Source organism: Nocardia sp. NPDC056064 (genome assembly GCF_042266925.1).
Taxonomy (GTDB): Bacteria; Actinomycetota; Actinomycetes; order Mycobacteriales; family Mycobacteriaceae; genus Nocardia.
The window spans coordinates 397,172-414,549 of the sequence record NZ_JBHJWO010000002.1; the positions used below are offsets into that span (position 1 = coordinate 397,172).

The 17,378-nt window shown below is 70.3% G+C and carries 16 protein-coding genes and 1 tRNA gene; 7 read left to right on the forward strand and 10 right to left on the reverse strand.

Going from position 1 to position 17,378, the window contains the following annotated elements; all coding sequences use genetic code 11:
* Positions 1-570 carry a helix-turn-helix domain-containing protein gene (locus ACFC06_RS25695; protein ID WP_375936777.1) on the reverse strand — a complete coding sequence of 190 codons (570 nt, stop codon included), beginning with the start codon at positions 568-570 and terminating at the stop codon, positions 1-3.
* 67 nt (positions 571-637) lie between these two features.
* Between ACFC06_RS25695 and ACFC06_RS25700 the strand changes: the two genes are divergently transcribed.
* The 5 genes from ACFC06_RS25700 to ACFC06_RS25720 are packed head-to-tail and all read left to right on the forward strand — an operon-like array spanning position 638 to position 2,313.
* Positions 638-1,339, forward strand: a complete 702-nt coding sequence (locus tag ACFC06_RS25700; RefSeq protein WP_375936780.1) for an AzlC family ABC transporter permease — start codon at positions 638-640, stop codon at positions 1,337-1,339.
* Complete coding sequence (locus ACFC06_RS25705) at positions 1,333-1,620, forward strand: hypothetical protein (RefSeq protein ID WP_375936783.1); 288 nt, start codon at positions 1,333-1,335, stop codon at positions 1,618-1,620. Before ACFC06_RS25700 ends, ACFC06_RS25705 begins: the two co-directional genes overlap by 7 nt.
* Positions 1,617-1,802 (forward strand): hypothetical protein, encoded by a 186-nt coding sequence (locus ACFC06_RS25710; protein ID WP_375936786.1) that lies wholly within the window; start codon positions 1,617-1,619, stop codon positions 1,800-1,802. The genes ACFC06_RS25705 and ACFC06_RS25710 overlap by 4 nt, the downstream gene beginning before the upstream one ends.
* Positions 1,799-1,996, forward strand: a complete 198-nt coding sequence (locus ACFC06_RS25715; RefSeq protein ID WP_375936789.1) for a hypothetical protein — start codon at positions 1,799-1,801, stop codon at positions 1,994-1,996. Before ACFC06_RS25710 ends, ACFC06_RS25715 begins: the two co-directional genes overlap by 4 nt.
* A complete protein-coding gene (locus tag ACFC06_RS25720) occupies positions 1,993-2,313 on the forward strand; it encodes an AzlD domain-containing protein (protein ID WP_375936792.1) in 321 nt (106 codons plus the stop codon). Before ACFC06_RS25715 ends, ACFC06_RS25720 begins: the two co-directional genes overlap by 4 nt.
* Positions 2,314-2,640: 327 nt before the next feature.
* Here ACFC06_RS25720 and ACFC06_RS25725 read toward each other — a convergent pair whose 3' ends face one another.
* From ACFC06_RS25725 to ACFC06_RS25755, 7 genes are all read right to left on the reverse strand, one after another.
* Positions 2,641-3,312, reverse strand: coding sequence for a hypothetical protein (locus ACFC06_RS25725; RefSeq protein WP_375936795.1), 672 nt, complete (start codon positions 3,310-3,312; stop codon positions 2,641-2,643).
* 4 nt (positions 3,313-3,316) lie between these two features.
* Positions 3,317-3,742, reverse strand: a complete 426-nt coding sequence (locus ACFC06_RS25730; RefSeq protein ID WP_336083587.1) for a thioesterase family protein — start codon at positions 3,740-3,742, stop codon at positions 3,317-3,319.
* Between the two features lie 41 nt (positions 3,743-3,783).
* Positions 3,784-8,661: an NAD-glutamate dehydrogenase gene (locus tag ACFC06_RS25735; RefSeq protein ID WP_375936798.1), complete on the reverse strand. Its 4,878-nt coding sequence runs from the start codon at positions 8,659-8,661 to the stop codon at positions 3,784-3,786.
* 303 nt (positions 8,662-8,964) lie between these two features.
* Positions 8,965-10,641 (reverse strand): energy-dependent translational throttle protein EttA, encoded by a 1,677-nt coding sequence (gene ettA, locus ACFC06_RS25740; RefSeq protein WP_375936801.1) that lies wholly within the window; start codon positions 10,639-10,641, stop codon positions 8,965-8,967.
* Between the two features lie 69 nt (positions 10,642-10,710).
* Positions 10,711-11,271 carry a single-stranded DNA-binding protein gene (locus ACFC06_RS25745; protein WP_375936804.1) on the reverse strand — a complete coding sequence of 187 codons (561 nt, stop codon included), beginning with the start codon at positions 11,269-11,271 and terminating at the stop codon, positions 10,711-10,713.
* Between the two features lie 120 nt (positions 11,272-11,391).
* On the reverse strand, positions 11,392-12,369 hold the full coding sequence (locus ACFC06_RS25750) for a serine/threonine dehydratase (RefSeq protein ID WP_375936807.1): 978 nt from the start codon (positions 12,367-12,369) through the stop codon (positions 11,392-11,394).
* Positions 12,366-14,435, reverse strand: a complete 2,070-nt coding sequence (locus ACFC06_RS25755) for a cytochrome c oxidase assembly protein (protein WP_375936810.1) — start codon at positions 14,433-14,435, stop codon at positions 12,366-12,368. The genes ACFC06_RS25750 and ACFC06_RS25755 overlap by 4 nt, the downstream gene beginning before the upstream one ends.
* A gap of 139 nt (positions 14,436-14,574) precedes the next feature.
* Between ACFC06_RS25755 and ACFC06_RS25760 the strand changes: the two genes are divergently transcribed.
* Positions 14,575-14,648: transfer RNA gene (locus tag ACFC06_RS25760), tRNA-Arg, on the forward strand.
* 178 nt (positions 14,649-14,826) lie between these two features.
* On the opposite strand, the gene ACFC06_RS25765 is transcribed toward ACFC06_RS25760, so the two are convergent.
* Positions 14,827-15,717: a hypothetical protein gene (locus ACFC06_RS25765; RefSeq protein ID WP_375936813.1), complete on the reverse strand. Its 891-nt coding sequence runs from the start codon at positions 15,715-15,717 to the stop codon at positions 14,827-14,829.
* Between the two features lie 133 nt (positions 15,718-15,850).
* Here ACFC06_RS25765 and ACFC06_RS25770 point away from each other — a divergent pair, with 133 nt between their 5' ends.
* Positions 15,851-16,486: a hypothetical protein gene (locus ACFC06_RS25770; protein ID WP_375936816.1), complete on the forward strand. Its 636-nt coding sequence runs from the start codon at positions 15,851-15,853 to the stop codon at positions 16,484-16,486.
* A gap of 11 nt (positions 16,487-16,497) precedes the next feature.
* Here the strand turns inward: ACFC06_RS25770 and ACFC06_RS25775 are convergent, their stop codons facing one another.
* Positions 16,498-17,241: a hypothetical protein gene (locus ACFC06_RS25775; RefSeq protein ID WP_375936819.1), complete on the reverse strand. Its 744-nt coding sequence runs from the start codon at positions 17,239-17,241 to the stop codon at positions 16,498-16,500.
* Positions 17,242-17,378: the final 137 nt, after the last annotated feature.

Sequence of the window (17,378 nt, forward strand, 5' to 3'; positions counted from 1 at the left end):
TCAGGGGCTCTCGATCACCATCGAGGCCCAGGTGCCCGGCTCCATCGCCTCGAAGACATGCGGGAGATCGCCCAGGTAGCGCACGTAGTCGCCGGGGCCGATCTCGATCGGCTCGTCCGCCGGGCCGACCAGCGCGCGCCCGGCGGCCAGCACCACGTGCTCGACCACGCCCGGGGTGTGCGGTTCGGACCGGCGGACATGTCCCGGCTCGGCCGCGATCCGGTACACATCGCAGCGGGTGTGCGACTGGCCCGCTGCGAGCAAGGTCACCCGGTAGTCGGCATCGGCCGAGGGCACCGCCGCGCCCTCCTCGGCCCGGATCACCTGGACATTGGGCCGGGGTGGGTCCAGCAGGCGCGAGAACGGCATCTCCAGCGCGACGCACAGCGCCCACAGGGTCTCCAGGCTGGGATTGCCGGTGCCCGATTCCAGTTGCGACAGCGTCGATTTCGCCACGCCCGCCCGGCTGGCGACCTCGGTCAGCGACAAACCTGCGCGCGCGCGTTCGCGTCGCAGCGCCGCCGCGATCACCGCTTGGGGTGGTCCGGCGACCGGGTCCTGCCGGTCCATCGACGCCTCCTGGGGGCTGGCGAGTTCGCGTTGACTTTACCCACCCCGGGCGTTCACTATGGGAAACATGCGTTCGATATGGCGAACACTCGATCGGCGGACCGGTACCGCCGTGGCCGCGGCCTGTCTGGCCGTCGGCCTGTTCGGGGTGTCCTACGGCGCCTCCACGATCGCGGCCGGATTCCCGGTCTGGATGCCCGTCGTGATGGCGGTGACGGTGCTGGCCGGCGGCTCGGAGCTGCTGTTCTTCGGCATCGTGGCCGCCGGTGGCAGCCCGATCGCGGCCGTCGTGGCCGGGCTGCTGCTCAATGCCCGGCACCTGCCCTACGGCCTGTCGGCGCCGGAGGTGTTCGGTCGCGGCTGGCGGCGGGTGCTCGGCATCCACGTGCTCAACGACGAGTCCGTCGCCTTCGCCACGGCACCCGGCGATCCCGCCCGCAAACGCGCCGCGTACTGGGCGTGCGGCATCGGCGTCGCCCTCTGCTGGCCGCTCGGCGCGACCCTGGGCGCCGCCCTCGGCGCGATTGTTCCCGACACCTCCGCGCTCGGTCTCGACGCGGTCTTCCCGGTCATCCTGCTGGCCCTCATCCTGCCCGCCCTCCGCGACCGCGCCACCCTGCGCCCGGTCCTGGCCGGCGCCGCGCTGGCCGTGGTCGTCGCTCCGTTCGTCCCCGCCGGCCTCCCGGTCCTGATCGCCCTGGCCGGCCTGGTGTTCGCCCTGCGACCCCCGGAGAAGGCCCCTACCGAACCAGCGGCGCAGTCATGCTGACAATCCCCGGGTACGAGCACGCCACGTCGTCCACCTCCCACGCTGCGGCGACCACCTCCCGTGCTGCGCCGACCACCTCCCTCGCCGTGGCGACCACCCTCCTCGGCGGCGCGGCCACCTCCCTCGCTGCGGCGGCCACCACCCTCGCCGTCCCGGCCATCTTGCTCGCCGTGCCGACCACCTCCCTCGCCAACCTGGCCAGCTCGCTCGCCGGGACGTGGCGGCGACGACCCGCGGCGACCGACATGGCGCGACAGACGCACGAGGGGCATCGGTCATGAGCACTCAAGCCCTGCTCCCCGCGATGCTGATCCTCGCCGCGGGCACCTGGACCGGACCCGCGCTGCGTCATCAGCCGGCCACCTCGCTCGCTATCCCGGCCATTTCGCTCGCCGGGACGTGGCGGCGACGACCCTCGGCGACCGACATCGCGCGACAGACGCACCAGGGGCGCCGGTCATGAGCACTCAGACCCTGCTCCCCGCGATGCTGATCCTCGCCGCGGGCACCTACGCACTGCGCTGGACCAGACCCGCGCTGCGCCATCGGCCGACCACCTCGCTCGCCATCCGGGCCACCTCGCTCGCCGGGACGTGGTGGTCACGACCCCCGGCCACCGGCATAGCGCGCCCAACGCACCAGGGGCGCCGGTCATGAGCACTCAGGCCCTGCTCCCCGCGATGCTGATCCTCGCCGCGGGCACCTACGCGCTGCGCTGGACCGGACCCGCGCTGCGTCATCGACTGCGCCTGTCCCCCAGGGCGATCCACCTGCTCGACACCGGCGCGCTCATCCTGCTCGCGGCGCTCGTGGCGACCGCGACGCTGCCGACCGGCTCCGGCGAACTGGGTCTCGCGCTGCCCGCCGGGGTCGCGGTCGGCGGTGTCCTGGCCTGGCGGCGCGCCCCACTACTCGTCACCGTGCTCGCCGCGGCGGGCACGACGGCATTGCTGCGCCTGATGGGCGTGCACTGAACGCGAACCCATGTTCCCTGTTCGCTGTTGTGGCGCGCCGGAATGACATAGGACCACTCGGCGACATGCGAGGCGTATTGGACGACCGAGACCGGCAGCCCTGCGTACGAATCGCGCCCAGCCGCCTTCGCCCGATCACCGCAGCGCGTCGAGGCACGGCGTCATCGCGGGGAATCGCCACCGCTCCACCGACTCGGCACCCGCCGGTGCGTCGACGAGCGCCGACGCCGGACTCATGAATCAAGCTGGGCGACAACGGAATCACGCCGCCCGGTTCCCACGCGTCAGCTGGGCGACAGCGGAATCCCGCCGCCCGGTTCCCACACGTCAGCTCGGCGACAGCGGAATCCCACCGCCCACCCGACGGGCAACCGAGCCATAGCGGGCGTCGAGACGCAGCCAGGTGCGGGTCGCGCGGACGCGAACCAGTTCGGTGGGCTGGATACGCCGCGACTCGGCCTTCTCCCCCGCGTGCGGGATGAAATCCATGGCGGTGAGGGCGAAGACGACGCGCATCGGGACCTCCACCGCGAGATCGCCCGCGCCGGTGACCGTGAGGACCGACTGGTCGAGCAGGGAGGCGGGCGGGCCGTGTGCGCCCCCGTGTTCGCGGGCCACGTCCGCCCCGCGCTCGGCCAGTTCGACCAGGGCGCGGGCGGGCACGTCGTCGACGTGGGTGAAGCCGTCGACCGGTGGCAGCGCGCCACGCCAGGCCGAATCCATCGAATAGCCCAGGTCGACCGGATGCCCGGTGCGCAGACCGGCCAGCACCGTGTCGGCCGCGGCGGTGGCGTCGTCGACGCCGAGTTCCGCGGTGACCGTACGCACCGCCAGCGTCTCGAAACCGGTCGCCACCCAGGCCGAGACGAGGCTCGACCCGCGGCGGCGCAACCGGACGACGGCGGCGGGGTCCAGGCGTAGCGCCCGGGTGAGGAAGGTGGCCAGGTTCTCGCGTTCGGCCGGGTCGGGCGTGTGCAGCACCCGCTGTTCGGAACTCACGAAATCAGGCCCGCCACAGTGCCAGGTAGTCGCGTTCGGTGTCGCTGAGCCTGCGCAGACGCTGGGTCTCGATGTCGAACGCGGCCAGCTGCGTGGTCGCGGTGACCGCGGGCGGCGAATCGGGGGCAGCGCCGTTGGCCCGCACCTCGTAGCCGATCGTGAAATCGACCGCGCGCAACTGCTTGACCCACATCGCGATATCGAGCGGGGTGTCCTCGTGGCGCAGCTGGCCCCGGTACTTCACGTGCAGGTCGACCAGCACGCATCCCTGGCGCCCCATCGAGGCGGTGGGCTTGTCCTCGTCGAACAGCCAGGGAATGCGGGCCTCCTCCAGCAGCGTCACCATCCGCGCGTGGTTGACGTGCTGGAACACATCCATATCCGACCAGCGGATCTCGACCTTCGCGTGAAAACGCTGCGGCAACACCAGATCTGCCGCGGGTGCGGCGGTGTCGCCGTTCGGCGAGCTCGTCACCGTGGTACCTCCGATTGGGCGCCCACCCCGCTCACCATGCTCCGCACCTGTCGCGCGGCGACCGACAGTGTGGCGAGGTCGTGGGTCCCGGACTCGAACAGTTCCGCCAGGGCCGCGCGCGCACGACCCAGCCGGGACTGGTTCTTCGACTCCCAGTATGCAATTTTCTCGTCGGCGGTTTCCTCCGGGTCACCCCCGGAGAGCACATCGAGGGTGAGCGAACGCAGCGAACCGTACATGTCGTCGCGCAGCGCGAGCCGGGCCAGCGCGTGCCAGCGGTCACCGCGTTCGAGGTGGCTGACCGCCTCGAGCAGCCAATCGATCTTCAGGTGCTCGTTGAGCGCGTAGTAGAGCGCACCCACCTCGGCGCCGTCGCGATCGGCGATATCGGCGATGTCGACCACGTCCAGCAGCGGGAACATGCTCAGCAGCCCGAACACCTCGGTCGCCAGCTCGGTCGGTGCGCCCCGCGCGATCAGCTCGGCCGCGCCCTGGGTCAGCGAGGTGACGTGGTGCCCGCGCAACCAGCCGGGCACCTGCGGCGCGAGTTCCTGCACCCGGCGGTGGTAGCGGTTGATCTCGGCGCCCACCGCGATGGGCTGGGGCCGGTTGCTCAGCAGCCAGCGCGAGGCCCGGTCCAGCGTGCGCTTGGATTCCAGTTCCATCAGATCGCACACCCCGGCGGGCGCGTCGGCGCCGCGGATCCGCGCCCACACATCGTGCAGTTCGAAGATCTCGCTGGCGGCGGCGAAGGCGCGCACCACATCGGAAGTGCTCGCGCCGACTTCCTCGCCGAGCCGGTGCGCGTAGGTGATGCCGCCATAGTCGACCACCTCGTTGACGATCATCGTGGTGACGATCTCGCGGCGCAGCCGGTGCTTCTTGATCTCGGCACCGAAGCGCTCGCGCAGCGGGGTCGGGAAGTACAACGGCAGCCTGCGCGCGAAGTAGGCGCTGTCGGGCAGGTCGGTGTCGAGCAGGTCGGCCTTGAGCCCGAGCTTGACGTGCGCGAGCAGGTTGGCCAGCTCCGGCGAGGCCAGCCCGCTGCCCTCCTCGGCGCGCCGCTTCAGTTCCGCCGTCGACGGCAGGGCCTCGAGCTCGCGGTCCAGTCCGCGCCGCTGCTCGAGGTCGTCGATGACGCGCCCGTGCACGCTCGCCATCTGGGGCGCGTCGGTGCGCGCGATCCCGATGAGCGCGTTCTGATCCACATTGTCCTGCAACACCATCCGCGCGACCTCGTCGGTCATCGAGGCCAGCAGCGGATTGCGATCGGCCGGGGCCAGCGCGCCGGCGCTCACCACGCCGTCGAGCAGCACCTTGATATTGACCTCGTGGTCGGAGCAGTCGACACCGGCGGAGTTGTCCAGCGCGTCGGTGTTCATCTTGCCGCCCGCGCGGCAGAACTCGATGCGTCCCAGCGCCGTCGCGCCCAGGTTGCCGCCCTCACCGACCACCTTGACCCGCAACTGCTTCCCGTCGACGCGCACCGCGTCGTTGGACTTGTCGCCCACCTCGCCATTGGACTCGGTGCTCGCCTTCACATAAGTGCCGATGCCGCCGTTCCACAGCAGCTGCACCGGTGCCAGCAGGATCGCGCGCACCAGCTCCGGCGGCGAGAGCGCCTGCACCCCGTCGGGCAGCCCGAGCGCGGCCCTGGCCTGCGGCGAGATCGGCACCGATTTCACCGTTCGCTCGAACACCCCGCCGCCCTCGCTGATCAGCGAGCGGTCATAGTCGGCCCAGGACGAGCGCGGCAACGCGAACAGCCGCTCGCGCTCGGCGAAGGAGGTGGCCGCGTCGGGGTTCGGGTCGAGGAAGATGTGCCGGTGGTCGAACGCGGCGACCAGCCGGATGTGGCGCGAGAGCAGCATGCCGTTGCCGAACACGTCACCGCTCATGTCACCCACGCCGACCACGGTGAAGTCCTGGCTCTGGGTGTCGATGCCCATCTCCCGGAAATGCCGTTTCACCGATTCCCACGCGCCCTTGGCGGTGATGCCCATGGCCTTGTGGTCGTAGCCGGCCGAGCCACCGGAGGCGAACGCGTCACCGAGCCAGAAGCCGTAGCCGGTGGCCACGTCGTTGGCGGTGTCGGAGAAGCTGGCGGTGCCCTTGTCGGCGGCGACCACCAGGTAGGTGTCGTCGCCGTCGCGACGGACCACCCGCTCCGGTGGCAGCACGGCGCCGGTGGCCAGGTCGACATTGTCGGTGACGTCGAGCAGCCCCGAGATGAAGGTGCGGTAGCAGGCGGTGCCCTCGGCGATACTCGCCTGCCGGTCGACGGCCGGGTCGCCGGTGGCCGCGGGCGGGCGCTTCACCACGAAACCGCCCTTGGCGCCGACCGGCACGATCACCGCGTTCTTCACCGCCTGCGCCTTCACCAAGCCCAGGATCTCGGTGCGGAAGTCCTCGAGCCGATCCGACCAGCGCAACCCGCCGCGCGCCACCGAACCGAAGCGCAGGTGCACGCCCTCCACCCGCGGTGAGTAGACGAAGATCTCGAATTGCGGTCGCGGCTTGGGCAATTCGGCGATCTCGCGCGGTTCCACCTTCAGCGACAGGTAGTCGCGCGGGCGGCCGTCGGCGTCGAGCACGTAGTAGTTGGTGCGCAGGGTGGCCTTGACCAGGCCGAGAATGGCACGCAGAATCCGGTCGGCGTCCATACTGACCACCTCGTCGATGCCCGCGCGCACCCTGGTCTCCAGCTCCGCGGCGGTCTCGGCCGAGACGGTGTCGGGGTCGAAACGCGCGGCGAACAGCGCCACGAACTGGCGTGCCACCTCCGGATGGGCCAGCAGCACGCGCGCGATATTGGCCTGGCTGTACGGGAATCCGGCCTGCTGCAGGTATTTCGCGTAGGCGCGCAGGATGGTGACCTCGCGCCAGCCGAGCCCGGCGCGCAGCACCAGCTCGTTGAGACCGTCGGCCTCGGCCCGGTCGTACCAGACCGCCTCGACGGCATCGGTGACCCGCGACCGCAGGGCGTCGGCCTCGGTGCTCGGGGTGAGCAGGCCCGCGTCGAGTTCGGCGACGAGCGGGTTGCGCAGCAGGTCGGGGCGGGCCTGCAGCCCGAAGTCGTAGATCCAGCGCTCGGCGGCGTGCTCGAGCCGGTAGGGCCGCTCGTCGACGACCTCGACACCCAGGCTCTGCAACACCGGCAGCACCTGGCTCAGCGACACCCCGCTGCCTGCGATGTAGAGGCTGAACCGCCAGGTGCCCGGCGCGGAATCGGCGGTGCGGTAGAGGAGCTGGCCGATGCCGCCCTCGGGCAGCCGGGCCAGCCTGCCCAGATCGTCGAGACCGCGGGCGGGGGTGAAGTCCTCCTTGTAGCCCTCGGGGAAGGTCTCGGCGGCACGGGCGACGGCGGCCGGGTCGTGCTCGGCCGAGGTGGCGGCCTCGCCCTCGATGCGGTCGTCCCAGCTGTGACTGGCCGCGTCGAGCAGCGCCTGGATCCGCAGCCGGTTCTCCTCGGAGGTGTCCGGGATCGGCGCGTGTGGCTCGGTGGACAGCATGACCGTGAAATAGACACTGGCCAGCTCGCTTTCGCTGACCCGCGCCGAATAGTCGATATCGGTGCCGCCGAGCTCGCGGACCAGGATGTCCTGCATCTCCAGACGCACCGCGGTGGTGTAGCGATCACGCGGCAGGTACACCATGCACGCGACGAACCGCCCGTAGGAATCCGAGCGCAGGAACAGCCGCACCTGCCTGCGCAGGCCGACGCCGAGCACCGCGACCGCGGTGCGCCGCAGCGTCTCGGTGTCGGCGGAGAACAGTTCGGTGCGCGGGAACGACTCGATCACCTCGAGCATGGCCTGCCCGGAGAACGATTCCAGGTCGAAGCCCGCCGCCTCGATCGCGCTGCGCACCCGCCGGTTGATCACCGGGATGTCGAGCACGTTCTCGTGCACGGCGCTGACGGTGAACACCCCGATGAACAGGTGCACCCCGGCCACGACACCCGCGTCGTCCACATCGGCGACACCGATGAAGTACGGGTAGACCGACCGATGCACGGTGGCCCGCACCAGCCCCTGGGTCAGCAGCAGCAGCGGCCGGTCGCCCCCGTTGATCGGGACCTGGAAATCGGTGCCGATACCCGGGCGCAGCACGCCCAGCGAGCTGGCGTCCACCGCGCTGGAGACGGTGTGCCCGCTCACGGTGTCGCGCCGGTAGCGCGCGTAACCGAGCAGGGTGAAATTGCCGTCGGCCAGCCAGCGCAGCAGATCGGCGCACGCGCCGAGATCGGCGGCGGGGAACGGTGCCGGTGACCGGCCCGCGGCCCGGTCCAGCCGGTCGGCCAGGCCGGACTGCACGCGGACCATGGCCTCGGTGTCGTCGATGACCTGCCGCACGTCGGCGATCACCTTGGGCAGCGTGGCGGTGAGCTCGTCGAGTGCCGCCCGGCTGGTGGAGGGGTGCAGTTGCAGGTGCATCCACGATTCGGCCAGCCCGACCGCGCCGTTGCCGTCCACCTCGTGCGGGGCGGCCGAGACCAGTTTGCCCTCCGCGTCCCGGATGACCTCGAAGATCGGGTGGATGACCTCGGTGACGCTGACCTGCGCGCGATTGAGCGCCGCGGTGATCGACTCGACCAGCAGCGGCATGTCGTCGGTGACCAGCTGCACCGCGACACCCACGCCGGCGCCGTCGTCGGGATGATGGACCCGCATCAGCGCCTTGCCACGGGGACGTTCGGTGGCCAGCTCGAGGTGACGGCGGAAGATCTGGGTGATGCCGGTGATCGTGCAGTCGACGTCGCCGGCGTCGACGTGTCGGAAGTACGCCTCCTCCAAGGTGGCGAGCTCCCCACGCAGAGGCTGGGGCAGACCCGCTGCCCACGCTGCGCTGGACAATTCCGACGAGACCGTCATTTTCCGTCCACTCCCAAGGATTCGGTTCCGCTTCGGTTCCGCATACAGGTGACGCCGAATCGAGACTAGCCCGAGGTCAGGGGCCGCGCCGAGAGACAATCCGATTACCCCACGGGTAACTTCGCCGATGACGCGACAGCGATACCGAACCCGCCGTGCCGCAACGGATTCCGCTCGCAGCGAACACTCCCCCAGCCCCCCGGATCCGCTGCCGCGGCGGGCCGGTCGGACGGCCGCCGGAGACACCACGGGCAGGGTGCGACGCGCGCTACCCTGCCCGTGGTCCGGCTCGGTGTGATCCGCTCAGTCGCGGGTCAGCTTCCGGTGGGTGACCCGGTGCGGCCGGGCCGCCTCGGCACCCAGCCGGTCGATCTTGTTCGCCTCGTAGGCCTCGAAGTTGCCCTCGAACCAGAACCACTTGGCCTCGTTGTCGCTGTCGCCCTCCCACGCGAGGATGTGGGTGCAGGTGCGGTCCAGGAACCAGCGGTCGTGGGAGATCACCACGGCGCAGCCCGGGAACTGCTCGAGCGCGTTCTCCAGCGAGCTCAGGGTCTCCACGTCGAGGTCGTTGGTCGGCTCGTCGAGCAGGATCAGGTTGCCGCCCTGCTTGAGCGTCAGCGCCAGGTTCAGGCGGTTGCGCTCACCACCGGAGAGCACCCCGGCCGGCTTCTGCTGGTCTGGGCCCTTGAAGCCGAACGCGCTGACGTAGGCGCGCGAGGGCATCTCCTGGTTACCGACCTCGATGAAGTCCAGCCCGTCGGAGACGACCTGCCAGACGTTCTTGTTCGGGTCGATGCCCGCGCGGTTCTGGTCGACGTAGCTGAGCTTGACCGTCTCGCCGACCTTGACCTCGCCGCTGTCGGGCTCCTCCAGGCCGACGATGGTCTTGAACAGCGTGGTCTTACCGACACCGTTGGGGCCGATCACGCCGACGATGCCGTTGCGCGGCAGCGTGAAGGACAGGTCCTTGATCAGCTGCCGGTCGCCGAAGCCCTTGTCCAGGTTCGACACGTTGACGACGATGTCGCCCAGGCGCGGACCCGCGGGGATCTGGATCTCCTCGAAGTCCAGCTTGCGGTGCTTCTCGGCCTCCGCCGCCATCTCCTCGTAGCGACCCAGGCGGGCCTTGTTCTTGGCCTGCCGGGCCTTGGCACCCGAGCGCACCCAGGCCAGCTCCTCCTTGAGCCGCTTCTGCAGCTTCTGGTCCTTCTTGCCCTGGACCTCGAGGCGCTGGGCCTTCTTCTCCAGGTAGGTGGAGTAGTTGCCCTCGTACGGGTAGGCGCGGCCGCGGTCGAGTTCGAGGATCCACTCGGCGACATTGTCGAGGAAGTACCGGTCGTGGGTGACGGCCAGCACGGCGCCCGGGTAGGAGGCCAGGTGCTGTTCGAGCCACAGCACCGACTCGGCGTCGAGGTGGTTGGTGGGCTCGTCGAGCAGCAGCAGATCCGGCTTGCTCAGCAGCAGCTTGCACAGCGCGACACGGCGGCGCTCACCACCGGAGAGCTTGGTGACCGGCTCGTCCGGCGGCGGGCAGCGCAGCGCGTCCATGGCCTGTTCGAGCTGGGAGTCGACATCCCACGCGTCGGCGTGGTCGAGGAACTCCTGCAGCTTGCCCATCTCGTCCATGAGCTCGTCGGAGTACTCGGTGGCCATCAGCTCGGCGATCTCGTTGAAGCGGTCCAGCTTCACCTTGACCTCGCCGAGGCCCTCCTCCACGTTGCCGCGGACGGTCTTCTCCTCGTTGAGCGGCGGCTCCTGCTGCAGGATCCCCACCGTCGCGCCGGGCGCGAGGAACGCCTCACCGTTGTTCGGCCGGTCCAGCCCCGCCATGATCTTCAGCACGCTGGACTTACCCGCGCCGTTGGGTCCGACGACACCGATCTTGGCGCCGGGCAGGAAGTTCAGCGTCACGTCGTCGAGAATGACCTTGTCGCCGTGCGCCTTGCGAACCTTGATCATCTGATAAATGAACTCAGCCATATATGGAAGCCTATCGGTGCGGGTAACGGGGGTGAGATGCGGAGCGGGCCGGGTGCCGCGGACAGCGCCTCAGGCGTCGACCTGCTCGGGGATGCCCGCCGGGGGCACCGCGTCCGGCGATCGCGCCGGGAGGGAATCCGCCGCGGTCGTAGAGGCTACGGCAGTGGGGGCGGTGGGCGCATACTCGGCCACGTCCTCGGCGCCGGAGAGTGCAGCGCCGGTGTGACCGGAAATATTCCGCGCCGGATGCGTCACCGCGCGGGCCGCGTCCGACCGGCGCACCACCGAGGCACCGCACCGGCCCAGATCCGGGCCGACCGCGGCCGCGCGCATCTCCAGATCGCGCCGCTCGGTGCCGTCTTTGGCCCGGTACTCGTGCGAGCGCAACTGCCCGCAGGCGATCACCGGATCACCCCGGTGCAGCGACCGCCCGACCCCGATCGCCAGCCTGCGCCAGCACGAGACCGTGAGGTAGAGGTTGCCGTTGTCCACCCATTCCCCCGTGGCCGGGTCGAGCCGCCGCGCATTGCTGGCCATCCGGAAGGTGACCACCTGGTCGCCGTTGCCGAGATCGCGTCGTACCGGATGGGTGATCACGGTGCCGACCACCGTCGTGTTCGCCTCGTACATCGAATCCGCCCCCGCTCGTCGTCGTTGTGCTGACGATTCAAGGATGACCGGCCACGGACCCGGCCGGGAGCCGCGAGGACGATTTGTGGACAACTTCCCTGGTTGTGGATATCCGCCGTGTCAGACGACGGGGAGTTCGGTGTTGGCCCCGCACAGCACCACGATCGGCCGCACTCCGGGCTCCGGGGTGTAGACCCCGCTCTGCACCGCGGCCAGCGCGGCGGCACCCTCGAGTTCCACCACCACCCGGAACTCCCGCCACAGGTACTCGCGGGCCGCGCTGATCGCGTCGTCGGCGACCGAGAGCGCAGGCATCCGGTGTCGCTGGGCGATGTCGAAGGCGATGTCACCGACCCGAGTCGCGCACAGCAGCTCGGTGGCCGCGGACTGCGCGGTGATGTCGACCGGCCTGCCCGCCGCGAGCGCCGCCGACAGCGCCGGGGTGTGCTCGGACTCGACGCCGACGATCTGCCTGCGCCTGCCCAGCGCCGCACCGAGCCCCGCGATGAGGCCGCCCCCACCGATCGCGGCCAGCACCGGCGGGCGCCCGCGCACCTGTTCCTCCAGCTCCAGCCCGATGACACCGGCGCCCGCCACCACGGCGGGCATGTCGTAGGCGTGCAGGTGTTCGGCGCCGCGTTCGGCGGCCAGCGACACCGCGCGCTGCTGCGCCTCGGCGTAGCTGGTGCCGTGCCAGAGCACTTCGGCACCGTGCGCCCACATCGCCGCGACCTTGGTGTGCGGCGCCGATTCGGGCACCACCACCGTGCAGTCGCGGCCCAGCTGGGCGGCGGCCAATGCCACCGCGATTCCGGCGTTGCCGCCCGAGGCGACCACCACGTGGCCGGTCTGCTCGCGGGTGCTGAGCAGCGCGTTGAGCGCGCCGCGCACCTTGAAGGTGCCGCCGTGCTGGAGGAACTCCAGCTTCAGCGATACCGGCACCGGCCCGTCCGGCCCGTCGACGCTCGTGTGGAACACCGGGGTCTTGCGGACCCGGCCGGTCAGCCTGCGCCGGGCCGCGCGCACCTCGGTGCGCAGGATCCGCGGTGGCTGGGCACGCTCGGCCGACTCGCTCACCGGCACCTCGCGTGCGCTCACCGGCGCACCTCGCCGTCGCGGCGCGCCAGCTCCGCGTACATCGCGTTGTAGGCGGTGAGATCGGCGTCGTTGTCCCGGTCGGCGGCGCGGTCGGTGCGTTTGGCCAGGCGCTGGTCGCTGCGCGACCACTGGATCAGCAGCGCCAGCATCACCACCACCAGCGGCACCTCACCGCTGGCCCAGGCGAAACTGCCGCCGTTGCGCTGGTCGGCGAGCAGGTCGATGTGCCAGCCCAGGCCGAGCGTGCGGTAGAACCAGCCGCCCAGCACGGTGGTCATGCTCATCAGCGCGATGCCGAAGAACGCGTGGAACGGCAGCGTGCCGAAGACCATCGCGAGCTTGGTCAGCGGCGCCACCTCGCGCGGCTTGGGATCGATGCCGATCACCACCCAATAGAACAGGTAGCCGCTGAGCAGGAAGTGCGCGTTCATCATCAGATGAGCGGCGTGCGAATCGACCGTGGTGTCGAAGATGCCGCCCAGGTAGAGCGCGTAGAACCCGGCCACGAAGATCACCGAGGCGACCACGGGCTGGGTCAGGAACCGCGAGACCGGGTTGTGCACGGCGGCCAGGATCCACTCGCGCGGCCCCGGCACCCCGCCACGACCGGCGGGCGGCAGCGCGCGCAGCGCCAACGTCACCGCGCCGCCGAGAGCGAGCAGGATCGGCGCCAGCATCGACAACGCCATGTGCGCACCCATGTGCACGCTGAACATCGCCGGTGAGTACCGGCCGACTCCCGACGACGTCGCCAGCAGCAACACCAGGCAGCCGCTGCACCAGGCGATGGTCCGGCCCAACGGCCACGCGTCCCCACGCTTGCGCAGGCGGTAGACCCCGAGCAGGTAGAGCACCGCGAGCACGATGGCCAGGGTGCCGAAGATCAGGTCGAAGCGCCAGTCGAACAGCAGCCTGGCCACCGTCGGCGGCCCGTCGATGACGTACCCGAGTTCGACCTCCATCGGCGTCGGGATCGAGGTGGGCGGCGGAGGCGGCGTGCGGCCGAGGCCGACGGCCAGCCCGATCGTGGCCGCGAAGATCAGCATCTCCACCCCGGCGAAGCGGATCAGGGCCGTGCGGTCGCGCGGGTCGGCGGCCAGCGCCGGCAGCGCGGCACGACGCTGCAGATAGCCGATGGCGGCGAGCACGAGCAGCGCGGCGGTCTTGGCCAGCACCAGCCTGCCGTAGGTGGTGGTGAACAGGTCGGCGGCGGGCACTCGCACCCAGGCGTTGATCACGCCGCTGACCGCGATCACCGCGATCGACACCGTGGCCGCCAGCGAGAACCGCCGCGCCGCCACATCGGTGCCCGCCCCGCCGCGCATCGCGTGCGCGAGCACCGCGATCAGCCCACCGACCCACACCGCCGCCGCCACCATGTGCAACAGCAGCGAGTTGGTCGCCACGTCGTGCGACCCGCCCGAGGACGAATGCCCGGTCAGTGCCAGCGGCATCATCGTCACCAGCGCGCCACCCAGCAGCACCGGCGTCCAGCCCCAGCGCAACGCCAGCCGGCAGCCGATCGCCACGATCAGCGCCAGCAGCGCCGTCGTGCGCCAGGCCCCCGCCACCTCGACCTGGGCGATCACCGGCCACAACTTCTCGGGCCGCCAGATGCTCGTCACCGGCTGACCGGTCGTATCCGACACCGTCAGCGGCACCAGCAGCGCCGCCGCCCCCGCCCAGACCAGCGCCGCGGCCGAAGCCCGCCGCACCGCCCGATAGCCGCCCGCCTCGAGCAACCCGCTGTCGCGCGGCGGCAGCAGGAACGCCGCGAACAGCAGCGAGCCGACGGTCACCGCGGCGGCCAGATCGGCCACCGCCCGCAGCGCGGGCAATCCGTATGTTGTCAACGGCCCCGGATCGGGTATACCCAGCAGACTCAACGCCTGCGCCGCCGACAACCCGACCACCATCGCCGCGACCACCGCGGCCACAGCCCCCGCGACAGCACTCAGCACGCCGAAGGACGCAGCGTTGCCCACCGGCACGGACCGCCCCGACTCCGCCGCCGGTGGTCCACCGTCGACGGCGGGTCCAGCGGAGGGGTCCTGCGATAACGACATGACAACGAGGGTAGTTCGGCGTACCCGGCACCGCCCCGATGGGGCTCTCGCTCCTGCCGTCACCCCCACCCGATCTGGTCGGTCGCTATACTTTTCGAGCTGGACAGCGCGGCCCAGATCCGCCAAGGTGTATGCGACTGCCTCCGTAGCTCAGTTGGATAGAGCAAGAGCCTTCTAATCTCTAGGTCGCAGGTTCGATTCCTGCCGGGGGCGCAGAATTGCCTCTGACCTGCAACGATCGCGGGTCAGAGGCACCCGCACCGCTGAGCACACTGCGTCAGCGGGTAGAAGTGTCTTCAGATACCGGCGTATGCGCCGGTCCGCGGACCGCGATGTCCTGATCAGGTGACAGATGGTCGGCCATGACCGGCTGTCTGGCGAGTACGTCGTGTCAGAAGCCGCCTCCGCAGGAGGAGAAGCTGTCGTGGCCGCCGTAGCTGGAGTGGCCGCCGATGGAGGGGGTGGGGCGGGTCGGTGGGCGGGGCGGGACTTTTCGGGGATCGGGCCAGTGCCTGGGGGCTATCACGGTCCACCAGGTGGTGAAATCCGTGCCGGTGGCGTGTTCTATTTCGGTGCGGGCGGAGGGGGCCCAGTGGACGGTGTAGCCGGTGAGGTGGTGGGTGGGGCGTTGGAGGTCGTGGATCAGGTCGGGGGTGGTCAGGGGTGAGTCGTCGGTGCGGGAGACGTGGACGGTTCGGTCGGATTCGGTGACGTGGTAGCTCCAGCGGGTGCGGGCGGCCAGGTCGGTGAAGTGGGCGTCGCGTTGTTCCCGTTCGCGCTGGATGCGCCAGCGTATTGCTTGGAGTTCCTGTGCGCGTGCTTCGGCCTCGTGGACGCGGGTGTCGATCTGCTCGCGGACGGGGCGATAGTGCTCGGTGATGTCGTGTAGCCGGGCTTCGAGTTCGTCGAATGCCTGTCGTGAGGCCGCGCGGCGGCGCGATGCCGACCAGCCGTGCGCGCGGCGTAGTCCGGGGTAGAAGCCGCGCTCGATCCGCAGGCCGAGATCGTGGACGACCTGCTGTTCGGCGGTCGACAGCGCGTCCAGGGCGACGGTCCTGGCGCGGATCCACGCCGCGGATTCCTCGGCGGTGGCGTCGATCTCGATACTTCGCTTGATCCTTCTCGATTCGAGGCAGGTCCACCCACGCTCTTCCCGGCCCGCGGGTGTGGGGACGGAGTAGATCTCGACGAATGTCCGGCTCGGGTCGAACATCGTCTTCTGCCGGTCGTTGAGGGCGTAGCGGAAATCGAACGAAAAGCGGTCCAGCATCACCGAAACCATCGTGTTCCTCCCCACGGGTATCTCCACGGTAGCGCCGGTGTGGGCGCTACGGGTCGGGCTTCGCGCCGAAGTGGGGCAGGATGACGCGTGGGCGCGGGGACAGTCGGTGCCGTCGGATCGCTGAGGAGCCGTTGTGTCGGACACGTTTGTCGTCGCCGCTCGAATTCCCCTGGGGCGGGAGTCCTTCGAGGACTGGCTGGAGACACCGGCGCCGGGCCCGGAGGTCATCGAGAACAGCGGGGCGATGTTCGACGGGTGGTTCTGGGACGGGAAGGCTCCGGACTGGGGACAGGCCGAGCAAGGGGTGACGCCCCGGGAGTATTTCGGGGACTGCTTCGGGGAGAACACCGGTGGGCTCACCTATGTGCTGCGGTATCGGGAGGGCGCGCTCGAGGCGTATCTGATGCACTTCGGGTTCTGTGAGTCGAACGTCTACACCGCGCTGGTGATGCTCGCCGCGGCGGGACGGCGGTGTTCCGCGACGGCGCCGAGCACGGTGCTGTTCTGGGCCGAGACCAGCGGGTCGATGTTCGCCGCCGACTCCGAGGCCTGGCTGGCGACGCTGCTGGTGGGGGCCGACGGGGCGCGGTTCGCCCGTGGCACCGATCTCACGGCGACTATCGCGGCGTTGCGGACGGCGGAATCGGACTACTTCGATCTGCTCGTCCGGCTGGCCGGGGTGGAGGAGTCGGTCGACGGAGGGTCGGGGTTCGCGGCGATCGCTCGCGATCCGCGGTTCGTGGATCCCGCTGTCCTCATAGGGAGTTGAGCCACAGCCGGTCAGCCGAAGACGCGCAGGCAGAGGATGCGCCCGTCGATTCCGTCGTACTCGTCGAGCTTCACCGCGTCCTCGAATTGCCTGCACGGGGAACTCTTCCCGGTATCGGGGACGTCCGCGATGACCTTCGCCTGCACGGCCGGGTCCGAACATCCCACCGTCAGCAGCTCGGTATAGGAGGACCGGACGTCACTGCCGTTCGTGCCGCCCACGCAGTCGCCGACCGCCGGGGTGGCGGCGGTGTTCCGATCGCCGAGAACCCACCAGACCCCGAGCCCGCCCCCGAGAACAGCGACCAGCGCTCCCACGAGGACGGACAGCCGCACCCGACGCCCGGCCGCCACATCGGGGCCGCGATGCGCGGAGGCGATGCCGGGACCCGCGAACCAGGTTCGAGCCGAGGGCCGGTACAGCAGGACGAGCACGGCGATCACCGCGAGCACACCGATCGGTCCGGGCGAGATCCGGACCAGCGCGACCTCCGCGTCCGGATCGACGGCAGCGGCGGACCCGAGCGCGACGAATCCTTCGAGCACCGCGAACACGGTCGCGGTGATCCGCACCGACCGCCGCCTGCGCCCGAAGAAGCAGGCGGTGACGGCCAGCGCCCAGGAGAACAGGTAGCCCTGGGTGTTCGCGCCCGCGGCGATCGGGTGACCCAGCCCGATCAGCACGACGGTGCCGATGACCCCGATCCCGGCCATGAGGAAGACGACGACCTGCGCCGACCGCACACCGACCGGCATCCGGAGGTTCTGCGCAACAACTGGATTCGTTGACCGCTGGTCCAAAACTGCGTTCTCCCTGAACTCGTCGTTCCGCAGCGAACATAGCCGCCGACGGACGCCGAGCGCGCGGAGAGGGCTGCCTCGAGGTGGGCGGC